This window comes from Fodinibius sp. GM108, from assembly GCF_058386985.1.
Genome location: NZ_JBYEIR010000004.1, coordinates 97,743 through 114,015, shown reverse-complemented (window position 1 = coordinate 114,015; position 16,273 = coordinate 97,743). Strand labels below are relative to the sequence as shown.

Below are 16,273 nucleotides of genomic sequence, written 5' to 3'. Positions count from 1 at the left end.
AGGTTTAGAGTAGCTATTCATTACTCATAGGCAATTTTACCGAGCTGCGCACGTGAAGATCGCGCTGAGGGAACGGGATTTCTATATCGTACTTTTTGAAAGTTCGTACGATAGACTGATTAATCTCATTGCGAATCCGCGGGTATTGCTTTACGTCGGGAATCCACGACCGCAGCTGCATATTCCATGCTGAATCACCAAATTCTATTAAGTGTACTTCCGGCTCCGGTTTCTGCATCACATTACTATTTAAATCCGCCACTTCTTTAAGGGCTTTCAGCACTGTATCAAGATCAGAACCATATGAGACACCTACGTCAATATCCAGCCGATAAGTGGGATCACCATGGGAATAATTGATAACATCTTCCGATACAAAATCAGAGTTTGGCACGATAATAAAAATATTGTTTACCGTCCGCACCATCGTTGAACGAATGTTAATTTCCATAATATCCCCTTCAATTTCATTGACCATGACGCGATCTCCTACACTTATCGGGCGCTCAAAAAGGATGATCAATCCGGATATAAAATTGGCGGTCACATTTTGCAGTCCAAAGCCGATCCCCACCGAAAGTAATCCAAAAATCACTGCAAGGCTACTGAGGTTTATCCCCACAAAATTGAAGGATATTAAAACACCAATGGTGATAATGATATACTGTGTAATTCGCGAGAGCGTGTAGCTCGTGCCTCTGTCCATTTTTAATCGTCGGAAAATTCGACGATTTAAGGCTCTCCTGGCAAAAACTGCAAGTACAATGAAGATGGTTAAGAGCAGTAAAAAAACTAAAACTGATGCTACCGTTACCGGCGCATCACTTACTTTAAACAGCTGAAAGTTCAATACATCCCCTACGTAACTAAAGAATTCTTCCCAGGTCATAATCAGTGTGTTTCATTTTAACTTATACGATAATCAAAAAATAAACCCTCTACAATATTCAAAAAGAGTTAGGAGAAATTTGCTGCTATTAATCATTGAATATACTTGCCGATTGCGCTATTTTCAGCATCACCAAACACACAAGATCTAAACCTCTATCATAACTTTATGCGTATCATCATCTTTGGACCTCCGGGCGCCGGCAAAGGAACACAAGCAAAAAAAATAAGCGATGAGTATGATATTCCACACCTGTCAACGGGAGAGATTTTCCGCTCGGCCATCAAGAATGAGACTCCGCTCGGTAAAGAAGTAAAATCTATTTTGGATGCCGGCGATCTGGTTCCAGACGAAAAGGTAGTAGCGCTGGTAGAGGAAGAGCTCAAGGATGAAAAATATGATGACGGTTATATCCTGGATGGATTCCCCCGCACCGTTCCCCAGGCTGAGGCTTTTGATTCCATTCTGGATAGAAAAGGAAAAACGCTGGACGCTTTTCTACAGCTCGATGTCCCCGAAGAAGAGCTTATAGAACGCATCATGAGCCGCGGCGAAGGGCGGTCCGACGACACTCCGGAAAAAGTAAAAAATCGACTGAATGTTTATTGGAAAGAAACACAGCCGGTACTTAATCATTACAAAGAACAAAATGTAGTCAAAGTCATTGACGGAGTCGGATCCATTGATGAAATTTTTGATCGCATTACCTACGCTTTGGAAGAAGAGGAGTAGTGTGATGGCAACGGTTTTTTTACTAATTAAACAATTAATTAGTTTTTAACACTTCTATAATTCCCGGGGTTACATCAATGATACTCTCGGCTTTTCTAAAGGATTCTGCACCGGGACCATAAACAAAAAGCGGAACTTTATTGAAGGTGTGTGTTTTTACTGATAAATCCTCTACATTCCCATGATCACTCGAAAGTACAATTGTTATATCCTTATTTTTATGATCGATTAAGTGCCAAATGAAACGATCATAAACTTTCAAAAACTCGTCTGCTTTATCTAACTCCCTGCTATGGCCCGCTTTATCGGTGAGATAATACTCGTGCAGTAATAAATCGTACCTTTCGGATTGCTCCAGAAGGCGATCTGCTGCAGTTTCGGGAGAAATTTCCGGCACATCAATACCAAGCTGCTTTTTCCAGGCTTCCTGCGTTAACTCTGCAGTTAATGCTTTTCCCTTTTTAACTTCTTCCGCGGTATTCAACGCAATATTTGCACTTTTAGTCATTAAGGTGGTACATGTCCAACGTTGCTTCCTCCTTGCTTTTTCAAAGAAGATATCCGGATATGCATTCATGAAATTACAGCTCTTATCGATCCGCTGTGCTTTTAAAAATAAACTCTGTTCCTTTAGCAAGTGTTTTATACCAGAATGTGGAAATGGGCCGAAGTGTTTACCTATTTCTTTGGCTGCATTTTCTCCGGAAAAGAGCGCTGCCTGTCCCGTACCACTCTGTGGTAACCCCTCTACTCCAAGTGTCGGGTCAACCTTCTTAAACAAATGGTTAGATTCGTTCAGTTCTTGTGCATTCTTTGAAAAGTGTTGATCTCCAGCCATGGCAGTAAAACCCCGATACTCTCGATGTATAAAGGGGTTGGAACGGGATTCTTTTCCAAGTCCGACGCCGTCGATAAATAAAAAAATTACTGCCATATCCTTTAAGCTGTTTCACACAGAGCTATAAGTAAAACTATAACCCTGTACACAGAATTTCTTTGTTTTGTATCTTCTAAATCCGTCTCTTTGTACAATAAATCATCTTTCTAAAACCAAAGTAACCGGGCCGTCATTACGGATCTGCACATCCATATAGGCGCCAAACTTACCAGTTTCAATATTGAGATCAGAATTGCTCATAAAATAAGTAATCATATTCTCATATAACTTTTCAGCCTTATCAGGACCCGCTGCCTCAAAATAACTGGGCCGATTACCCTGCTCGTAGTCCCCGTACAGAGTAAACTGTGGAACCACCAGTATTTCGCCGTTTACATCCTGCACCGACAGGTTCATCTTTCCATCTGCATCGTCAAATACGCGCAGTTTTAAAATTTTATCAGCTAACCACTGCATTTGCTCTTCGGAATCCTCCTCGTGGACACCCACCAGCAGCACTAAGCCCTGATCGATTGCACCGATACTCTCATTATCAACTGAAACACTCGCTTCGGATACTCTTTGTAGTACTATTTTCATATCTATCTCTGTTAACAATTATGTGGAAAAGTATGTGTAAAACTTCTTCTCAAAATTGATTGATCAAAACCAACAAAATTTCTCCACAGCTTTCAACAACTGAATATTATTTTCCACAGGTTATCAAACAAAAATTACCTGTCTATAACATTTTTTTCTTGACATTCACTTTTTTGTGGATTGTGGATAACTTAAAATTAATTCCTCTAAAGTATTGTTTTTATTGACAATGTTATCCACAAAATAATCCACAATTGTGATTTTAGAACTAAAATTTTGTGAAGTAAAAAGTTTTCCACTTATCCACAGGTACTACTATGTACTACAAATATTTAAATCTAATTATTACAAAGGGTTTCCGGTGGATAATGTGGAGAAATATTTCTTAAAAAGGAGATTCGAGTTGGCTATATTCATATCAGTCTAAAAGCACAACTCTATCCAAAAATTCAGTTCTGATGTCTAAGAAAAAATTTACGTACAAAGACGCCGGTGTCGACATTGAAGCCGGAGAAGAAATGGTTGAATCTATCAAGGGATTGGTACAGCAGACTCACAGTGACTCAGTTTTGAGCAATATTGGTGGATTCGGAGGGTTTTTTCGACCTGACTTAAATAGCTATGAAGATCCAGTTTTTGTAAGCAGCGTTGATGGCGTTGGTACCAAGCTGATTGTAGCTTTTAAATCCAAAAAATATGATACCGTCGGTCAGGATCTTGTTAACCACTGCGTAAACGACATAGCAGTATCCGGTGCGGATCCCCTCTTTTTTCTGGATTATTTTTCTACCGGTAAACTTGAGCAGGATGTGGGTTACCAGGTGGTTAAAGGATTTGCGAAAGCCTGCAAAGAAAACGGAGTAGCACTAATCGGAGGTGAGACAGCAGAAATGCCGGATATCTACAGCGAAGGAGAATTCGATCTGGCCGGTACAGTTGTCGGAATGATCGATCGACAAAATATTATTAGCGGATCCGATATTCGGGAGGGTGATCTTCTACTCGGATTCCCCAGCACCGGCTTACATACGAATGGCTATTCCCTGGCGCGAAAAGTGCTGTTTTCAGAATATAAAGTAACAGATCATGTTGATGAATTAGATACAACCATTGGGGATGCGATGTTGGCAGTTCATAAATCTTATTTGCCTATTATCAGGGAATTACGCTCTCTGGATGGCGTAAACGGGTTTTCACATATAACGGGCGGTGGAATCATCGGAAATACAAAGCGTATTACTCCGGATAAACTAACCATTCAGTTAGATTGGGAGAGTTGGGAGCGTCCGCCAATTTTTAAGCTTATTCAGGATCTGGGGAATGTACCTGAAGACGATATGCGGGCAACTTTTAATCTTGGTATCGGACTCATTGCAATTGTAAATCCGGACGCCGCTGATGATGTGAAAGAGATAGTTGAAGAGATGGATGAAGAAATAATTGAGATGGGAGTCATTGAAAAGTAATTCTATTTCTAATCTTTTCACTTACCACATAAACAAATAAAATACAGAAATGATAAAAACCAGAATAACAAGTTACCTCGGAATAATATTCTTAGGGATCAGTTTAATATCCTGTACGCATAATGAACGACCTGACGGTGACTGGCATACTTCTAAAGAAAAAGAGGAACGACCGCTTTTTACTACCCAGTTTCCACCTGAAGAGTTTGCCCAGCGAAGAACCAATGTTTTCGACGCCATTGGTGAAAATGCAATTGTAGTTGTTGCTGGGGCACCTACTCCTGATGGTTTTGAGCATTTCCGTCAGAATAATGAATTTTATTATTTGTCTGGTATTGAGGCACCACACGCCTATTTACTAATGGACGGTCAGTCAGAAACAACTACCGTATATTTACCTCCGAGAAAAGAACGAAGGGAATATGGTGAGGGGAAAGTATTGGCTGCCGAGGACGATTCACTTGTTAAAGAACTCTCTGGAATTGAAGAGGTAAGATCAATCGAAGAATTGGAGGCAGATCTACTAACAGTAAGTAATAAAGAGTCAATTCGATCCTTATATACGCATTTAAATCCTTATGAAAATTTGGCCATGACTCGATCTATGGCTAAAAGAAAATGGGAGGATGTAGATGAGGATCCGTTAGATAATCGTGTTGCTCGCTACCAGCATTTAAAGAATCAACTGCAACAGCATACCAATGGAATGCCAATTGAAGATTTATCTCCCATTGTAGATGAATTGCGAAAAATTAAAAGTGAGCGGGAATTGGATTTAATCAGGGAGTCTATGAAGCTTCAGGCGCAAGTGATTGAGGAGTCAATCAGATCTACTGAAGTAGGTGTAACACCCACTGAATTAGAAGCTATAGGAAAGTTTATTTATCAGAAAAATGGATACCAGGGAGATGCCTATTACGCACTAGTTCACGTCGGCCCAGATGCTTATATGAATCACTATCATGGGAGTGTCCGTCCTGCTCGGGATGGAGATATGATTTTAATGGATTATGGCGGTGATTATCAATATTACACTAGCGATCTGGCACGTATGTGGCCGGCGAATGGGCGTTTCAACAAAACACAAAAAGAGCTTTATTCCTTTTATTTAGATTTCTATGAGGCCATACTATACAACATTGAAAAGGGGCTAACACCGCAGCAGATTAAAAAGAATGCTTTGGTTGAAATTGATAGTTTGATGGATGCTACTTCATTCTCCAAACCAAAATTCAGGGAAGCAGCTGAATCTTTTGTTGATGATTTCCGGGCTTCAACAGAAAATAACAATCGTGGTCTGGGACATGGTGTTGGAATGGCTGTACACGATGTCGGGGATTATACTACTCCGCTTGAAGAAGGGATGGTATTCGTCATCGAACCTCAATTCCGTATTCCCGATGATAGAGTTTATATCCGCCTGGAAGATATCATTGTTGTTACTGATGAGGGAGTTGAAATCATGAGTGATTTCTTACCGCGGGATATTGAATCAATTGAACAGATAATGCGTGAAGATGGATTGTTACAATATCAGTTACAATAGTAGAGGGGAGTCTTAAATGACAGCAGAAACAGATCGTATCCAGCAAGCTTACGATGAATGGGCAGAAATTTATGATAGTAACAAAAATCCAACTCGCGATTTAAACTATCAGGCTATACGTGAAGCACAACTGGATTTAGCGGGAAAAGAAGTATTGGAGATCGGGTGCGGAACGGGGCTCAATACTAAATATCTTGCACAGCACGCTGAAAAGGTGGTGGGCGTGGATATCTCTGAAGAGATGTTGCAAAAAGCATGTCAGCGTATAGAGGCTGATAATGTTCATTTTAAAACTGCCGATATCACACAAGATTGGCAGTTTTCGGATGAGTCTTTTGACTTAATTGTTGCTAACCTTGTATTGGAGCATATCGAACAGCTGTCTCATGTTTTTTCAGAGGCATTCAGGATCTTAAATCCCAATGGAAAACTATATATTGCAGAACTTCATCCGTACAAGCAGCTGCAGGATTCCCAGGCAAAATTCATCAGTCAGAAAACAGGCGAAGAGGTGTTGGTGGATGCCTTTACGCATTCCGTTTCGGAGTATGTAAATGAAGCAATTGCAGCAGGATTTGACCTGTTGGAAATTGGAGAGCATTATTATGAAAATGAGGATATTCCGAGGCTGTTAAATCTTCTTTTGCAGAGCAGAAATAGTTAATTTTCTACAAAAAATGAGAAAACAATCGGTATTTATTGCTACCAGCCTGGATGGGTTCATTGCCCGATCCAATGGAGATATTGACTGGCTAACAGAGGGTGAAGAAACAGGAGAAGATTTCGGCTACTACAATTTTATTGCTTCTATAGATGCATTGGTGATGGGGCGCCATTCTTTTGAGAAAGTGGTAAGTTTTGATCAATGGCCGTATAAAAACAAAGTTATTGTTTTAAGCAGCCAATCGCTTGATATTCCGGATCGTTTGCAGAAGCAGGTAAGCCATTTATCAGGATCTCCGGAAGAGATTGTAGATCAGCTTGCCGAAGAAGGATACGAGCACTTGTATATTGACGGCGGCAAAACAATTCAGCATTTTTTGCGAGCGGGTTTTATTCAGGAAATAACAATAACACGTATTCCAGTGCTTATTGGTGAGGGAATTCCTCTTTTTGGTCCCGTGGAAAAGGATATTAAATTAAATCACATTACAACCAAATCCTTTGACAATGGATTTGTACAGAGTCGATATGCAGTAAATCATGATAAAAGGTAAGTTTAATCTGATCTCATCGTTATGAAAAAGTTAACCAGCCTAATAGTATGGGGTTTAGCGATTGTTTTAATTGGGATGGAATCGCTGAATGCCCAAGACAACAGTAACAATTTTAAAGAGCAGTTCAGCCAACACTTCGACTACGCCTCACGTGTGCTTTCGCTGGCAGAAGCTATGCCTGCAGATAAATATTCATGGCGTCCTGATGATGAAGTATATTCAGTAGAAAGAGTCTTTACCCATATCGCCCGCTATAATTACTATTATCTGGAAAATTCTCTTGATATTCCGGCTCCGGACGATGTCGATGTCGAAAATATTGAATCTATCACAGGCAAAGAAGAAGTGGTGGAGATCCTGGAGCAATCGATAGATCATGTTAAAAAAGCAGTTGAAAATATGCCGGATTCAAAGTTGAAGGAAGAAACAGAAATGTATGGGAGAACTGTTAACGGACAAGCAGTACTGATGCAGCTGATCACACATAAAAGTGAGCATGTGGGACAAGCAATTGCTTACGCACGGATGAGTGGAATAGTACCACCGTGGAGTGAATAATGTTTGTCTAACATTGGAGTACTAAATCTATATTCTCCATTAATTAAGATTATGGTCTATGATCCGAAGATTTTTTTTGTTAACAGGCTTTTTCCTCCTTCTTGGTACATCCTGTCTTGCTCAATTTTATCCCACTCAACATAGACCACCCAATCAAGATTGGCAGTTTCTGCAAACACCGCATTTTAAAGTAGTGTATGCCAGCGGAAATGATTCCTCAGCTCTGCAAATGGGACGTATTCTCGAAGAACAGTATAGTACGGTTCGAGATTTAGTAGGTGGAGAGCTTAGCAATTTTCCGGTGATTCTTAATGATTATAACGACCGTTCAAATGGTTTTGTCACCCCTATTCACTTTCGATCAGAAATTGAACTACCGCCGATTAAAGGTAAGGTACTTAATCCTCAGACTGGTAACTGGCTCGAAAATGTAGGTCCGCACGAGCTCGTTCACGCAATGCAGCTTAGCAATCTCGGCGACTATAATCTTCCCCGGTTTGTGAGTCTTTTTTCGCCCGACCTGGCCCGTTCTTTTCACGGTGCTATTCCCTTTGGAATTTTAGAAGGTGTTGCCGTACATCATGAAACTAAAAATGTTGCTCCAAACGGCGGACGTGGAAATCTCCCCTTTTTTACCGGCCAGTTTGATGCAACATTCAACAGCGATCAACGCTGGTCGATGGGACAACACGTGCAAACATCAACAGATACGCGTCCATTTAACCGCCACTATATCGGCGGATATAAATTTACTTCCTGGATGCAAGATAGATACGGAAGTGAAACCACCCGCGATGCCCTCGATTTTTATATGGACTTCCCCTTTTTGGGATACGGCGTTGCCCTCCGCCACGCTACCGGCTATTGGCCGGGGCAGCTCTACAATCGCTACGAAGAAGACCAGGAAAAACTGCTGGAAGAAAAAAGGCAGATATCTGCACAAAGTACTGCTCTAGAAATTCCTTATAAAGGACGCGAAATACGCCGGCCGAAATGGCAGTCCGATTCTACCATTGTCTTCTACGGATCTTTTTACAATGCACGTCCCGGATTTTATAGCTATAACGTTTCATCCTCTGATATAGAGCATCTGACAACGACAAATACCGTCAGTGATTATCGCTACGATTTGAGTGCAGATCGCTCATCCATGATTTTCAGCTATTACGATACCGATCCCATCTACAACAATACTGCCAAGGCCGAGCTGGTACAATTCGATTTTGATACTCATCAGAAAAAACAGATTAGCAAAGACGGGCGGTTGTATGCTCCCGTTTATTTTGGGGATGATATTCTTGCTCTGCAAACGCGTCCGGCCTCATCTTCCCTTGTTGCAGTTCAAGAGGATGAAGATCAAACTCAGGAAATTCAGGAGATATTATCAGCTGGTGATCACGAGATTACGGCCGTTACCGCTCATCCAGACAGCCGCCAATTGGCCATTGTGGTAAATAAACGCGGTATGCAGGCGCTGTGGATTTCAGAACCTGATGAACTGGAACAAAGACTGAAGGAATCGCCGGATATTGTTTTTGATCAGGGATCTGTTTTCGATCCGGCTTTTCATCCCAGGGAAGAAAAGATCATGTTTAGCAGTGATTTTTCGGGCACTATGCAGCTATATGAGTATGATCAGAATCAACAGGAAATACGCCAGTTGACGAACGATCCCTACGGTGCTTTTGAAGGTAGTTATAGTCCTGATGGTGAACGTATTGCTTATATCAGGCAAGATAAAAATGAACGACTTCCGGCAGTAGTGGAAAGCAAAAATTTTGCAGATTCAACAGTAAATCCGGATCTGTGGCAATCTTCAGAATCCAAAATGGATTTTATGGAGCGCCCTGTGGTTGCCGATTCTACAATTATGCAGTCGGGTGACTGGGAAACCGGTGATTATTCAGCTGGTATCGGATGGCTGAAACCCCGGACAGTACTGCCTGTTTTCGAAGAAATATCCAATACTGATGTTTATCAGGCTGGGGGTTCATTGCATAGTAACACATTACTTGCGGATCAGAGTTATACAGCTGAATTCAGCTATGCCGAGCAGCGTGGCTGGTATGATATCACCTATCAGAATAAAATGTTTTATCCCGGTTTTAAAGCGCGCCTGTTTAGCCAGCCGTCATACATTACTGTACAAAATGAAGATATTCCACAGACAACACTGCTACGTCAACGGCGCGGACTCGCATTGAGTGTGCCCTTGCAGTATCGTTTCAATCAAAATATTTACAACACTTCACTTTTCTTTGAGCCTGAAATCCGTCAGTCCCAGGTACGTTTTCATAGTCTTTTACCAGCCGGGACTTCTTCAGATTACGCAAATACAAGCATTGCCAATTTGTATGGACAGTTTAATTATCGACTGCAACAGAATATTCGTGATCTACAGCCAAATTCAGGAATTATGCTGTTTTCGGAATGGGAACATTATCTTTCGGCGGGTGAAACTACGCTACCGGTCGGGAATCAGAACGCTGAGATAGATTTTCAGAAAGTTTCTGCCCTGCGTGGCGGGATCTTTACATATTTTTCTCCACTGAGGCGGTGGAATCAATCGCTGCGAATTGGATTGAGGGGCGTTACGCAATCAGGTGTTGTATTTGATAATCAATCTATTGTATCCAATGCATTTTCTGAGTCTGTTTTAGTAGGTTCAAACAATCTTATCAGCTTCTCTTCCCGATATACCATTCCGTTGATGTTTGTTGATGATGGAGGATTTTTGCTTCCGCTGTATCTGAGCAATATTTATCTGGTTGCTTTTTCAGATACAGTTACCGATCCAATGCTCAATGATTGGCAGGAAGGCTCGCGAAGTGTATTCGGTATTGGTTTGAGAGCCCGGTTTCGCCTGTCAAACCTTGCATTCGATATTGGCGTAGGTTTTGGCTATGAACCCACACGAGAACGCACTCAATTTTTTATAGGAGATTTTTAAGTATATACTTTGTTGTGTTAAATTACAGACCCAAATAACTATTTATTTTCATGTCAGCTCACCCTATAAAAATTACCGGCTATTTATTACTTCTGATACTGTTCATTGTCACTGGCTGCAATCAGCAAGATTCACAGGATAGCGAGCCAGTACGGCGGAAAAGTCCGATCGCTATTGCCAAGCTTACCCATCCCCCCACAAAAACATATATCAAAATAGTATATGGACAACCTTATAAGAGAGGTCGCCAAATTTTCGGTGATCTGGTCCCCTATGATGAAGTATGGCGCACCGGAGCCAATGAAGCTACGGAACTGACAACTACCGGCGATATCATGTTTGGAGATGAGAAACTGGAAGCGGGAACCTATGCGCTGTTTACTATACCTCGGGAAGATGAACCCTGGACCATCATCCTAAATGAAGAGCTGGGGCAGTGGGGTGCTTTCGACTATAATAAATCTTTTGACGTGATGCGCATCGAAGCGGCATCCGAAGAAAAAGAAAGCATTACCGAAGCCTTTACTATTCAGTTTTCAGAAGTTATGGGAGATTCAACATCTATTGTTATGGAATGGGATCAGACGAGGGTCGATATACCGATCAGGTTTGTAGGAGAGAACCAAAGTGCCTCATAACTATTTATAGCTAATTTTCCTTATCTCCTGAACTTTCTGGAGCAGTTCATCAGGTACTTCCATCTCCATACGAAGTAGCATAGAAGCATGTGTTTTGCCCTGGGCATCCAGCTTTAGCGATACTGTACCCCCGCCACCCAGGCTTTCGTGCAGTACAAAATTCAGTGCTCCAATATTTGGTAATTCATAGCGCTCAACTTCTCCCTTGCAGATATGCTTCATATGCTCCTTAACAATATCGGCCGTCAGGTTCTCTTTTAAAAATGGATACACTTCCGGATGTCGTGCTATTACTCCGACGTTACTACCGTCTCCCTTGTCTCCGCTGCGTCCGTGCGCAATTTCAATCAATTTTACTTTAGCCATTATAGATAGGTTATAATCGATTATTTTTTCAGCTGATTTAAAATATAGATTGAAGCGGGAATCTTGCAATAAAATATTTTCTAATTCCGTAAACGATTTTTTTCCAAGCTCCGTTATACCTTCCTCACAAATACTTCAATATTAAACTAATTTAGATTTATGAGCTACTTAGACAAGATCAACGACATTTATGATCATATTGGCCAAGGCACAGCGATGGATGCTTTTGAAGAATACTATGCCGAAGATGTCACTATGATACTGGAAGACGGCACCGAAGTTGAAGGAAAAGATACCAACCGCGAACGCGAAAAAGAGTTCTTTGGCAGTGTTGAAGAGTTTCATGGTATCGACGTTTCCGGGATTACTTCAAATGAAGAGGAAGGGATTACATCAGTGGAATCTGCTATGACCGTTACTTTTAAAGGAGCAGATGAACCTACCACTATGGAACAGGTAGCCGTACAGCACTGGGACGGCGATGAAATTTCTACCGAGCGTTTTTATGCTACACAGGATAGTTAATTTCATTTCATAGACGCTGATCCAAGTTTATTCAGCGGCATTTTTTGGAGCCCTCCCCTTCGGAGGGCTTTTTTAATGGATTTTTTTCAGACAGATTCAGTTACGGTTTTTCAATTGGTTGGACCACAGATAATCCGTAATTTTCGCGCCCTTACTTCATCAATTACTACCACACACTATTTTTATTTCTAACTAATTATATTCTCACCATGAGCAAGCCAAACAGAGTTGTCATTACCGGACTGGGAGCACTATCGCCTATTGGCAATTCGGTAGACGATTTTTGGAATAATCTTGTCGAGGGAGTCAGCGGCGCCGATCGCATCACTCATTTTGATCCCTCGGAATTTCGCACCCATTTTGCCTGCGAACTCAAGGATTACGACGTTAGCGAGCACCTGGAACATAATATGATACGCCGGTCAGACCCCTACAGTCAATACGCACTGGTGTCTACCAATGAGGCTGTGAAAGATTCCGGGCTCGATTTTGAGGAGATGGATCCTTTTGACACCGGCGTAATCTGGGGCAGTGGCCAGGGTGGCATGAAAACATTTGAGGAAGAAGTACGAAACTACGCTGAGAATGATTATACGCCGCGATTTAACCCGTTTTTTATTCCAAAGCTTATAACGAATATGGCGCCGGGTCTTATTTCCATGAAGTATAACTTAATGGGGATTAATTATGCCACGGTTTCGGCTTGTGCGACATCGAATACTGCTATTATGGATGCCATGAATTACATCCGCTGGGGGAAAGCTAAAGTGATGATCACCGGTGGATCGGAAGCGGGAATAACCGAAGCCTCATTCGGCGGATTTTCGGCGATGCGCGCAATGTCACAGCGCAACGATGATCCAAAAGGAGCATCTCGACCGTTTGATAAAGACCGCGACGGCTTTGTCATGGGAGAAGGAGCAGCCACCCTCATCCTCGAAGAATATGAACACGCCAAAGCGCGCGGAGCCAAAATTTATGGTGAGGTTGCCGGTGCTGCAATGACTGCTGATGCTCATCATATGACGGCTACCCATCCCGAAGGAAAAGGTGCCTCTGCTGCCATGAAACAAGCGCTTAATGACAGTGAACTAAATCCTGAAGACGTAGATTACCTGAACACGCACGCTACCTCAACGCCTGTGGGTGATATCAGTGAAACTAAGGCAATTGCCAATGTATTCGGAGAAAATCCTGATCATCTTTATATAGGTGCAACAAAATCGATGATGGGGCACTTGCTGGGTGCGGCGGGTGCGATAGAAGCTATTGCCAGTATAAAAGCCATTAATGAGGGAGTAATACCGCCGACCATCAATACGGAAAATATCGATGAAGAGATTCCTTCAGGACTTCAGATTGTATTGGGCGACGCGATTGAAAAAGAGGTAGATGTCGCGATGAGCAATACCTTCGGCTTTGGTGGTCACAACGGAATTGTAGTTTTCAAGAAAGCATAGCAGACTCTTTCACGTGAGTGTGATGCAAACCTCTGTGTTACTCTGCGATAATATTCCCTCTTTCCCAAGCTCCTGCTTGGGAAGGTTACCCACAGCTAGCATAAGTCTGTGACTTATACTTTTACCCCTCTCTATCCTGTTGCTGGCCCAAGTTTCAAACTCGAACCAGTAATGAAAAGAGGGAATAAAATCTCTGTATCGCTCTGCGAAACTCTGCGGTTAATTAATCCACTGGTCTGCAGATGATTAATAAAACTTGCAGGATTGCACTTTTGCCATATAGTATTCTTGCAGATCTGCAATGATTAGGAAAATTATCCTGTAAAATAAACCTGTATACCTGCCTCTATACCTCTGAATCGGCCTTTCTGCCAACTGTAAATATTATTATTCAATTAATTCAGCTTTGGAACAGTAGTTGTAATACTAATGAGCAGAAAGAGATTACTAGCATTGTAATTCAAAACACGAACAAAAAAATCATTGATACGGATTTTATTAATTCGACCAAAAGTATAATCTAAATTATAAACGGGTACTACCATGAAACTCACAAAAAAACATATCACATTATTTCTATTGTCATTTTTCGTGATGGCAGGCAGTGTATTTGCACAGCAAAGCCGCTCGCTGCAGTATTACACTAATCCTGACCAAACCGGACTTAACCAGTTTGAAGCTCCATTTGAAACTGATGTAGAGTTTGACGGCCTGAATGTCCGCATTGGAGGTTCAAACACACTACAATTCCAAGGAATTAGCCAAGATAATGCGGGCCCATACCAAACAGGGGTTGACGAAAATGGGAATCCCATTATGAGCACACTTCCAGAACTTGAAAATAACTTCAACCTTGCTACATCAAACTTAGATCTTGATGTAGCGTTAGCAAACGGTATGCGTATGCACTTGCGAACATACTTGTCTTCACAGCACCACCCAGAAGCGTATGTAAAGGGAGGATATCTGCAGGTAGACAGGCTTGACTTTATTTCTGAAGGGTTTGCTTCAGGTCTTATGGACAATATCCGCATCAAAGTTGGTCACATGGAGCCAAACTATGGTGATGCTCACTTCAGACGTACAGATAACGCATTTGCCATCCATAATCCATTTGTTGGCAACTATATTATGGATTCCTTTACTACGGAGGTTGCAGGTGAGGTTTACATTTATGGTGGTGACTTATTTGGAATGGTAGGCCTTACCAACGGTAAACTAAATCAAAGCACCATTGAAGAAAATGCCAGTGTCACGTTTTACACCAAGTTGGGTGTTGACAAGCAGGCTAATGAAAAATTTCGTTACCGCTTAACAGGTTCGCTGTGGACCAGCGCTGAGTCTGACTATCAATATTTGTATAGTGGAGACCGTGCCGGATCTCGATATTACAACGTAATGGACGACGGGTTCAGAAGTGGCCGTTTTGATCCTGGATTCACCGTATCAGGCCGAGCACCAGGTGGACCAATTGCCGGCGAATTGACTTCTATTATGATCAACCCCTTCGTTAAGTATGGCGGACTTGAGTTCTTCGGACTCTATGAAAACATAAGTGGTAAACTGGCTACTGAATCTGACACACGTACATACAACCAGTACGGCGCAGAAGCACTATACCGTTTCGGAGTTGATGAAGACTTCTATCTTGGTGTACGCTACAACCTCGTAGACGGATCCGATACCAACCAAGAGATTTCTCGTCTCAACATCGGCGGTGGCTGGTTCCTCACTAAAAATGTACTAACCAAGCTTGAGTATGTAACCCAGTCGTATGATGGTGACGGATATACTGGCACAAAGTATGAAGACGGTGAGTTCAACGGAGTTGTGCTCGAGGCTGTAATCAGTTTTTAACCATACTAAGCATAGGGTGATTTGTCATAGGTCCCCTAATCCTAAACAAACCACCATCCTCTGAGCGATGCCGCCATGATCTGGCGGCATCGTTATTTTTTCACCAATAGAAAAAGCCCACCAGCAAATAAAGCTGATGGGCTTCTTCAATCTACAGATATTTTATCCTGGAATTACGCCATATTCAAGCTATCCTCTTCTTCGTAACTGCCTGCCAAAAACCAAGCTCCTCCAGCCAATGCCAGATCTTTAAGCAAGTTTGTCATAGCAGGCTGCATTTCTCCGCCTACGATTGCAGGTATATGAATACTGACCACATAAATGAGAAGTAACACTCCCAACAAGATACAGGCCAAGCGTGCTTTCTTCTCAATTAGAATACTGATACATGCTGCCAGCATGGCCAATCCGGTGAGATATACCCAAAATTGCCCTCCGGGTATGGGTACCATGCCGGACATCTGTTCGGCATTCATAAAATGAAATAATCCAAATACACCAAATGGTAAAGCGTATAAATATCGTCCTATAGTAGAAAGCATATTTGCCCCATTATTTTTGTTCACGTTAGCAAAAGGAAAACGGCAACACT

The 16,273-nt window shown here is 41.9% G+C and carries 16 protein-coding genes; 11 read left to right on the top strand and 5 right to left on the bottom strand.

Annotated elements, in window-relative coordinates; genetic code table 11:
- Positions 1 to 13: 13 nt before the first annotated feature.
- The gene (locus tag ACT3ID_RS08480; RefSeq protein WP_491541584.1) at positions 14 to 889 is read right to left on the bottom strand and encodes a mechanosensitive ion channel family protein; all 876 of its coding nucleotides are present in this window, start codon (positions 887 to 889) and stop codon (positions 14 to 16) included.
- Positions 890 to 1,057: 168 nt separating this feature from the next.
- On the opposite strand from ACT3ID_RS08480, the gene ACT3ID_RS08475 reads away from it, so the two are divergent.
- On the top strand, positions 1,058 to 1,621 hold the full coding sequence (locus tag ACT3ID_RS08475) for an adenylate kinase (protein WP_491541583.1): 564 nt from the start codon (positions 1,058 to 1,060) through the stop codon (positions 1,619 to 1,621).
- Between the two features lie 34 nt (positions 1,622 to 1,655).
- Here the strand turns inward: ACT3ID_RS08475 and ACT3ID_RS08470 are convergent, their stop codons facing one another.
- A complete protein-coding gene (locus ACT3ID_RS08470; protein WP_491541582.1) occupies positions 1,656 to 2,555 on the bottom strand; it encodes an alkaline phosphatase family protein in 900 nt (299 codons plus the stop codon).
- Positions 2,556 to 2,657: 102 nt separating this feature from the next.
- Entirely contained in the window at positions 2,658 to 3,098 is a 441-nt protein-coding gene (gene dtd, locus ACT3ID_RS08465) for a D-aminoacyl-tRNA deacylase (RefSeq protein ID WP_491541581.1), read from the bottom strand.
- Between the two features lie 458 nt (positions 3,099 to 3,556).
- On the opposite strand from dtd, the gene purM reads away from it, so the two are divergent.
- From purM to ACT3ID_RS08430, 7 genes are read left to right on the top strand one after another with little or no spacing between them, the layout of a single operon-like run.
- On the top strand, positions 3,557 to 4,564 hold the full coding sequence (purM, locus tag ACT3ID_RS08460; RefSeq protein ID WP_491541580.1) for a phosphoribosylformylglycinamidine cyclo-ligase: 1,008 nt from the start codon (positions 3,557 to 3,559) through the stop codon (positions 4,562 to 4,564).
- Positions 4,565 to 4,613: 49 nt separating this feature from the next.
- Positions 4,614 to 6,110, top strand: coding sequence for an aminopeptidase P N-terminal domain-containing protein (locus ACT3ID_RS08455; RefSeq protein WP_491541579.1), 1,497 nt, complete (start codon positions 4,614 to 4,616; stop codon positions 6,108 to 6,110).
- 16 nt (positions 6,111 to 6,126) lie between these two features.
- Complete coding sequence (locus ACT3ID_RS08450; protein WP_491541578.1) at positions 6,127 to 6,774, top strand: class I SAM-dependent methyltransferase; 648 nt, start codon at positions 6,127 to 6,129, stop codon at positions 6,772 to 6,774.
- Positions 6,775 to 6,787: 13 nt separating this feature from the next.
- Positions 6,788 to 7,327, top strand: a complete 540-nt coding sequence (locus tag ACT3ID_RS08445) for a dihydrofolate reductase family protein (RefSeq protein WP_491541577.1) — start codon at positions 6,788 to 6,790, stop codon at positions 7,325 to 7,327.
- 21 nt (positions 7,328 to 7,348) lie between these two features.
- Positions 7,349 to 7,885, top strand: a complete 537-nt coding sequence (locus ACT3ID_RS08440) for a DinB family protein (RefSeq protein ID WP_491541576.1) — start codon at positions 7,349 to 7,351, stop codon at positions 7,883 to 7,885.
- 58 nt (positions 7,886 to 7,943) lie between these two features.
- Positions 7,944 to 10,835, top strand: a complete 2,892-nt coding sequence (locus ACT3ID_RS08435; protein WP_491541575.1) for a hypothetical protein — start codon at positions 7,944 to 7,946, stop codon at positions 10,833 to 10,835.
- Positions 10,836 to 10,885: 50 nt separating this feature from the next.
- The gene (locus ACT3ID_RS08430; protein WP_491541574.1) at positions 10,886 to 11,473 is read left to right on the top strand and encodes a DUF2911 domain-containing protein; all 588 of its coding nucleotides are present in this window, start codon (positions 10,886 to 10,888) and stop codon (positions 11,471 to 11,473) included.
- Here ACT3ID_RS08430 and ACT3ID_RS08425 read toward each other — a convergent pair whose 3' ends face one another.
- Positions 11,474 to 11,839: an AtuA-related protein gene (locus tag ACT3ID_RS08425; protein WP_491541573.1), complete on the bottom strand. Its 366-nt coding sequence runs from the start codon at positions 11,837 to 11,839 to the stop codon at positions 11,474 to 11,476. It lies immediately after the preceding gene.
- Between the two features lie 159 nt (positions 11,840 to 11,998).
- Between ACT3ID_RS08425 and ACT3ID_RS08420 the strand changes: the two genes are divergently transcribed.
- The 3 genes from ACT3ID_RS08420 to ACT3ID_RS08410 all read left to right on the top strand — a co-directional run bounded on the left by ACT3ID_RS08420 (position 11,999) and on the right by ACT3ID_RS08410 (position 15,681).
- The gene (locus tag ACT3ID_RS08420) at positions 11,999 to 12,364 is read left to right on the top strand and encodes a SnoaL-like domain-containing protein (RefSeq protein ID WP_491541572.1); all 366 of its coding nucleotides are present in this window, start codon (positions 11,999 to 12,001) and stop codon (positions 12,362 to 12,364) included.
- Between the two features lie 209 nt (positions 12,365 to 12,573).
- A complete protein-coding gene (gene fabF / locus ACT3ID_RS08415) occupies positions 12,574 to 13,824 on the top strand; it encodes a beta-ketoacyl-ACP synthase II (protein ID WP_491541571.1) in 1,251 nt (416 codons plus the stop codon).
- 543 nt (positions 13,825 to 14,367) lie between these two features.
- Complete coding sequence (locus ACT3ID_RS08410; protein ID WP_491541570.1) at positions 14,368 to 15,681, top strand: hypothetical protein; 1,314 nt, start codon at positions 14,368 to 14,370, stop codon at positions 15,679 to 15,681.
- A gap of 173 nt (positions 15,682 to 15,854) precedes the next feature.
- On the opposite strand, the gene ACT3ID_RS08405 is transcribed toward ACT3ID_RS08410, so the two are convergent.
- Entirely contained in the window at positions 15,855 to 16,223 is a 369-nt protein-coding gene (locus ACT3ID_RS08405; protein ID WP_491541569.1) for a DoxX-related protein, read from the bottom strand.
- Between the last annotated feature and the right edge of the window lie 50 nt (positions 16,224 to 16,273).

Excerpts from the sequence above, each read along its gene's own strand:
- ACT3ID_RS08480 (WP_491541584.1), bottom strand. The coding sequence starts at position 889 with ATGACCTGGGAAGAATTCTTTAGTTACGTAGGGGATGTATTGAACTTT.
- ACT3ID_RS08475 (WP_491541583.1), top strand. The coding sequence starts at position 1,058 with ATGCGTATCATCATCTTTGGACCTCCGGGCGCCGGCAAAGGAACACAA.
- ACT3ID_RS08470 (WP_491541582.1), bottom strand. The coding sequence starts at position 2,555 with ATGGCAGTAATTTTTTTATTTATCGACGGCGTCGGACTTGGAAAAGAA.
- dtd (WP_491541581.1), bottom strand. The coding sequence starts at position 3,098 with ATGAAAATAGTACTACAAAGAGTATCCGAAGCGAGTGTTTCAGTTGAT.
- purM (WP_491541580.1), top strand. The coding sequence starts at position 3,557 with ATGTCTAAGAAAAAATTTACGTACAAAGACGCCGGTGTCGACATTGAA.
- ACT3ID_RS08455 (WP_491541579.1), top strand. The coding sequence starts at position 4,614 with ATGATAAAAACCAGAATAACAAGTTACCTCGGAATAATATTCTTAGGG.
- ACT3ID_RS08450 (WP_491541578.1), top strand. The coding sequence starts at position 6,127 with ATGACAGCAGAAACAGATCGTATCCAGCAAGCTTACGATGAATGGGCA.
- ACT3ID_RS08445 (WP_491541577.1), top strand. The coding sequence starts at position 6,788 with ATGAGAAAACAATCGGTATTTATTGCTACCAGCCTGGATGGGTTCATT.
- ACT3ID_RS08440 (WP_491541576.1), top strand. The coding sequence starts at position 7,349 with ATGAAAAAGTTAACCAGCCTAATAGTATGGGGTTTAGCGATTGTTTTA.
- ACT3ID_RS08435 (WP_491541575.1), top strand. The coding sequence starts at position 7,944 with ATGATCCGAAGATTTTTTTTGTTAACAGGCTTTTTCCTCCTTCTTGGT.
- ACT3ID_RS08430 (WP_491541574.1), top strand. The coding sequence starts at position 10,886 with ATGTCAGCTCACCCTATAAAAATTACCGGCTATTTATTACTTCTGATA.
- ACT3ID_RS08425 (WP_491541573.1), bottom strand. The coding sequence starts at position 11,839 with ATGGCTAAAGTAAAATTGATTGAAATTGCGCACGGACGCAGCGGAGAC.
- ACT3ID_RS08420 (WP_491541572.1), top strand. The coding sequence starts at position 11,999 with ATGAGCTACTTAGACAAGATCAACGACATTTATGATCATATTGGCCAA.
- fabF (WP_491541571.1), top strand. The coding sequence starts at position 12,574 with ATGAGCAAGCCAAACAGAGTTGTCATTACCGGACTGGGAGCACTATCG.
- ACT3ID_RS08410 (WP_491541570.1), top strand. The coding sequence starts at position 14,368 with ATGAAACTCACAAAAAAACATATCACATTATTTCTATTGTCATTTTTC.
- ACT3ID_RS08405 (WP_491541569.1), bottom strand. The coding sequence starts at position 16,223 with ATGCTTTCTACTATAGGACGATATTTATACGCTTTACCATTTGGTGTA.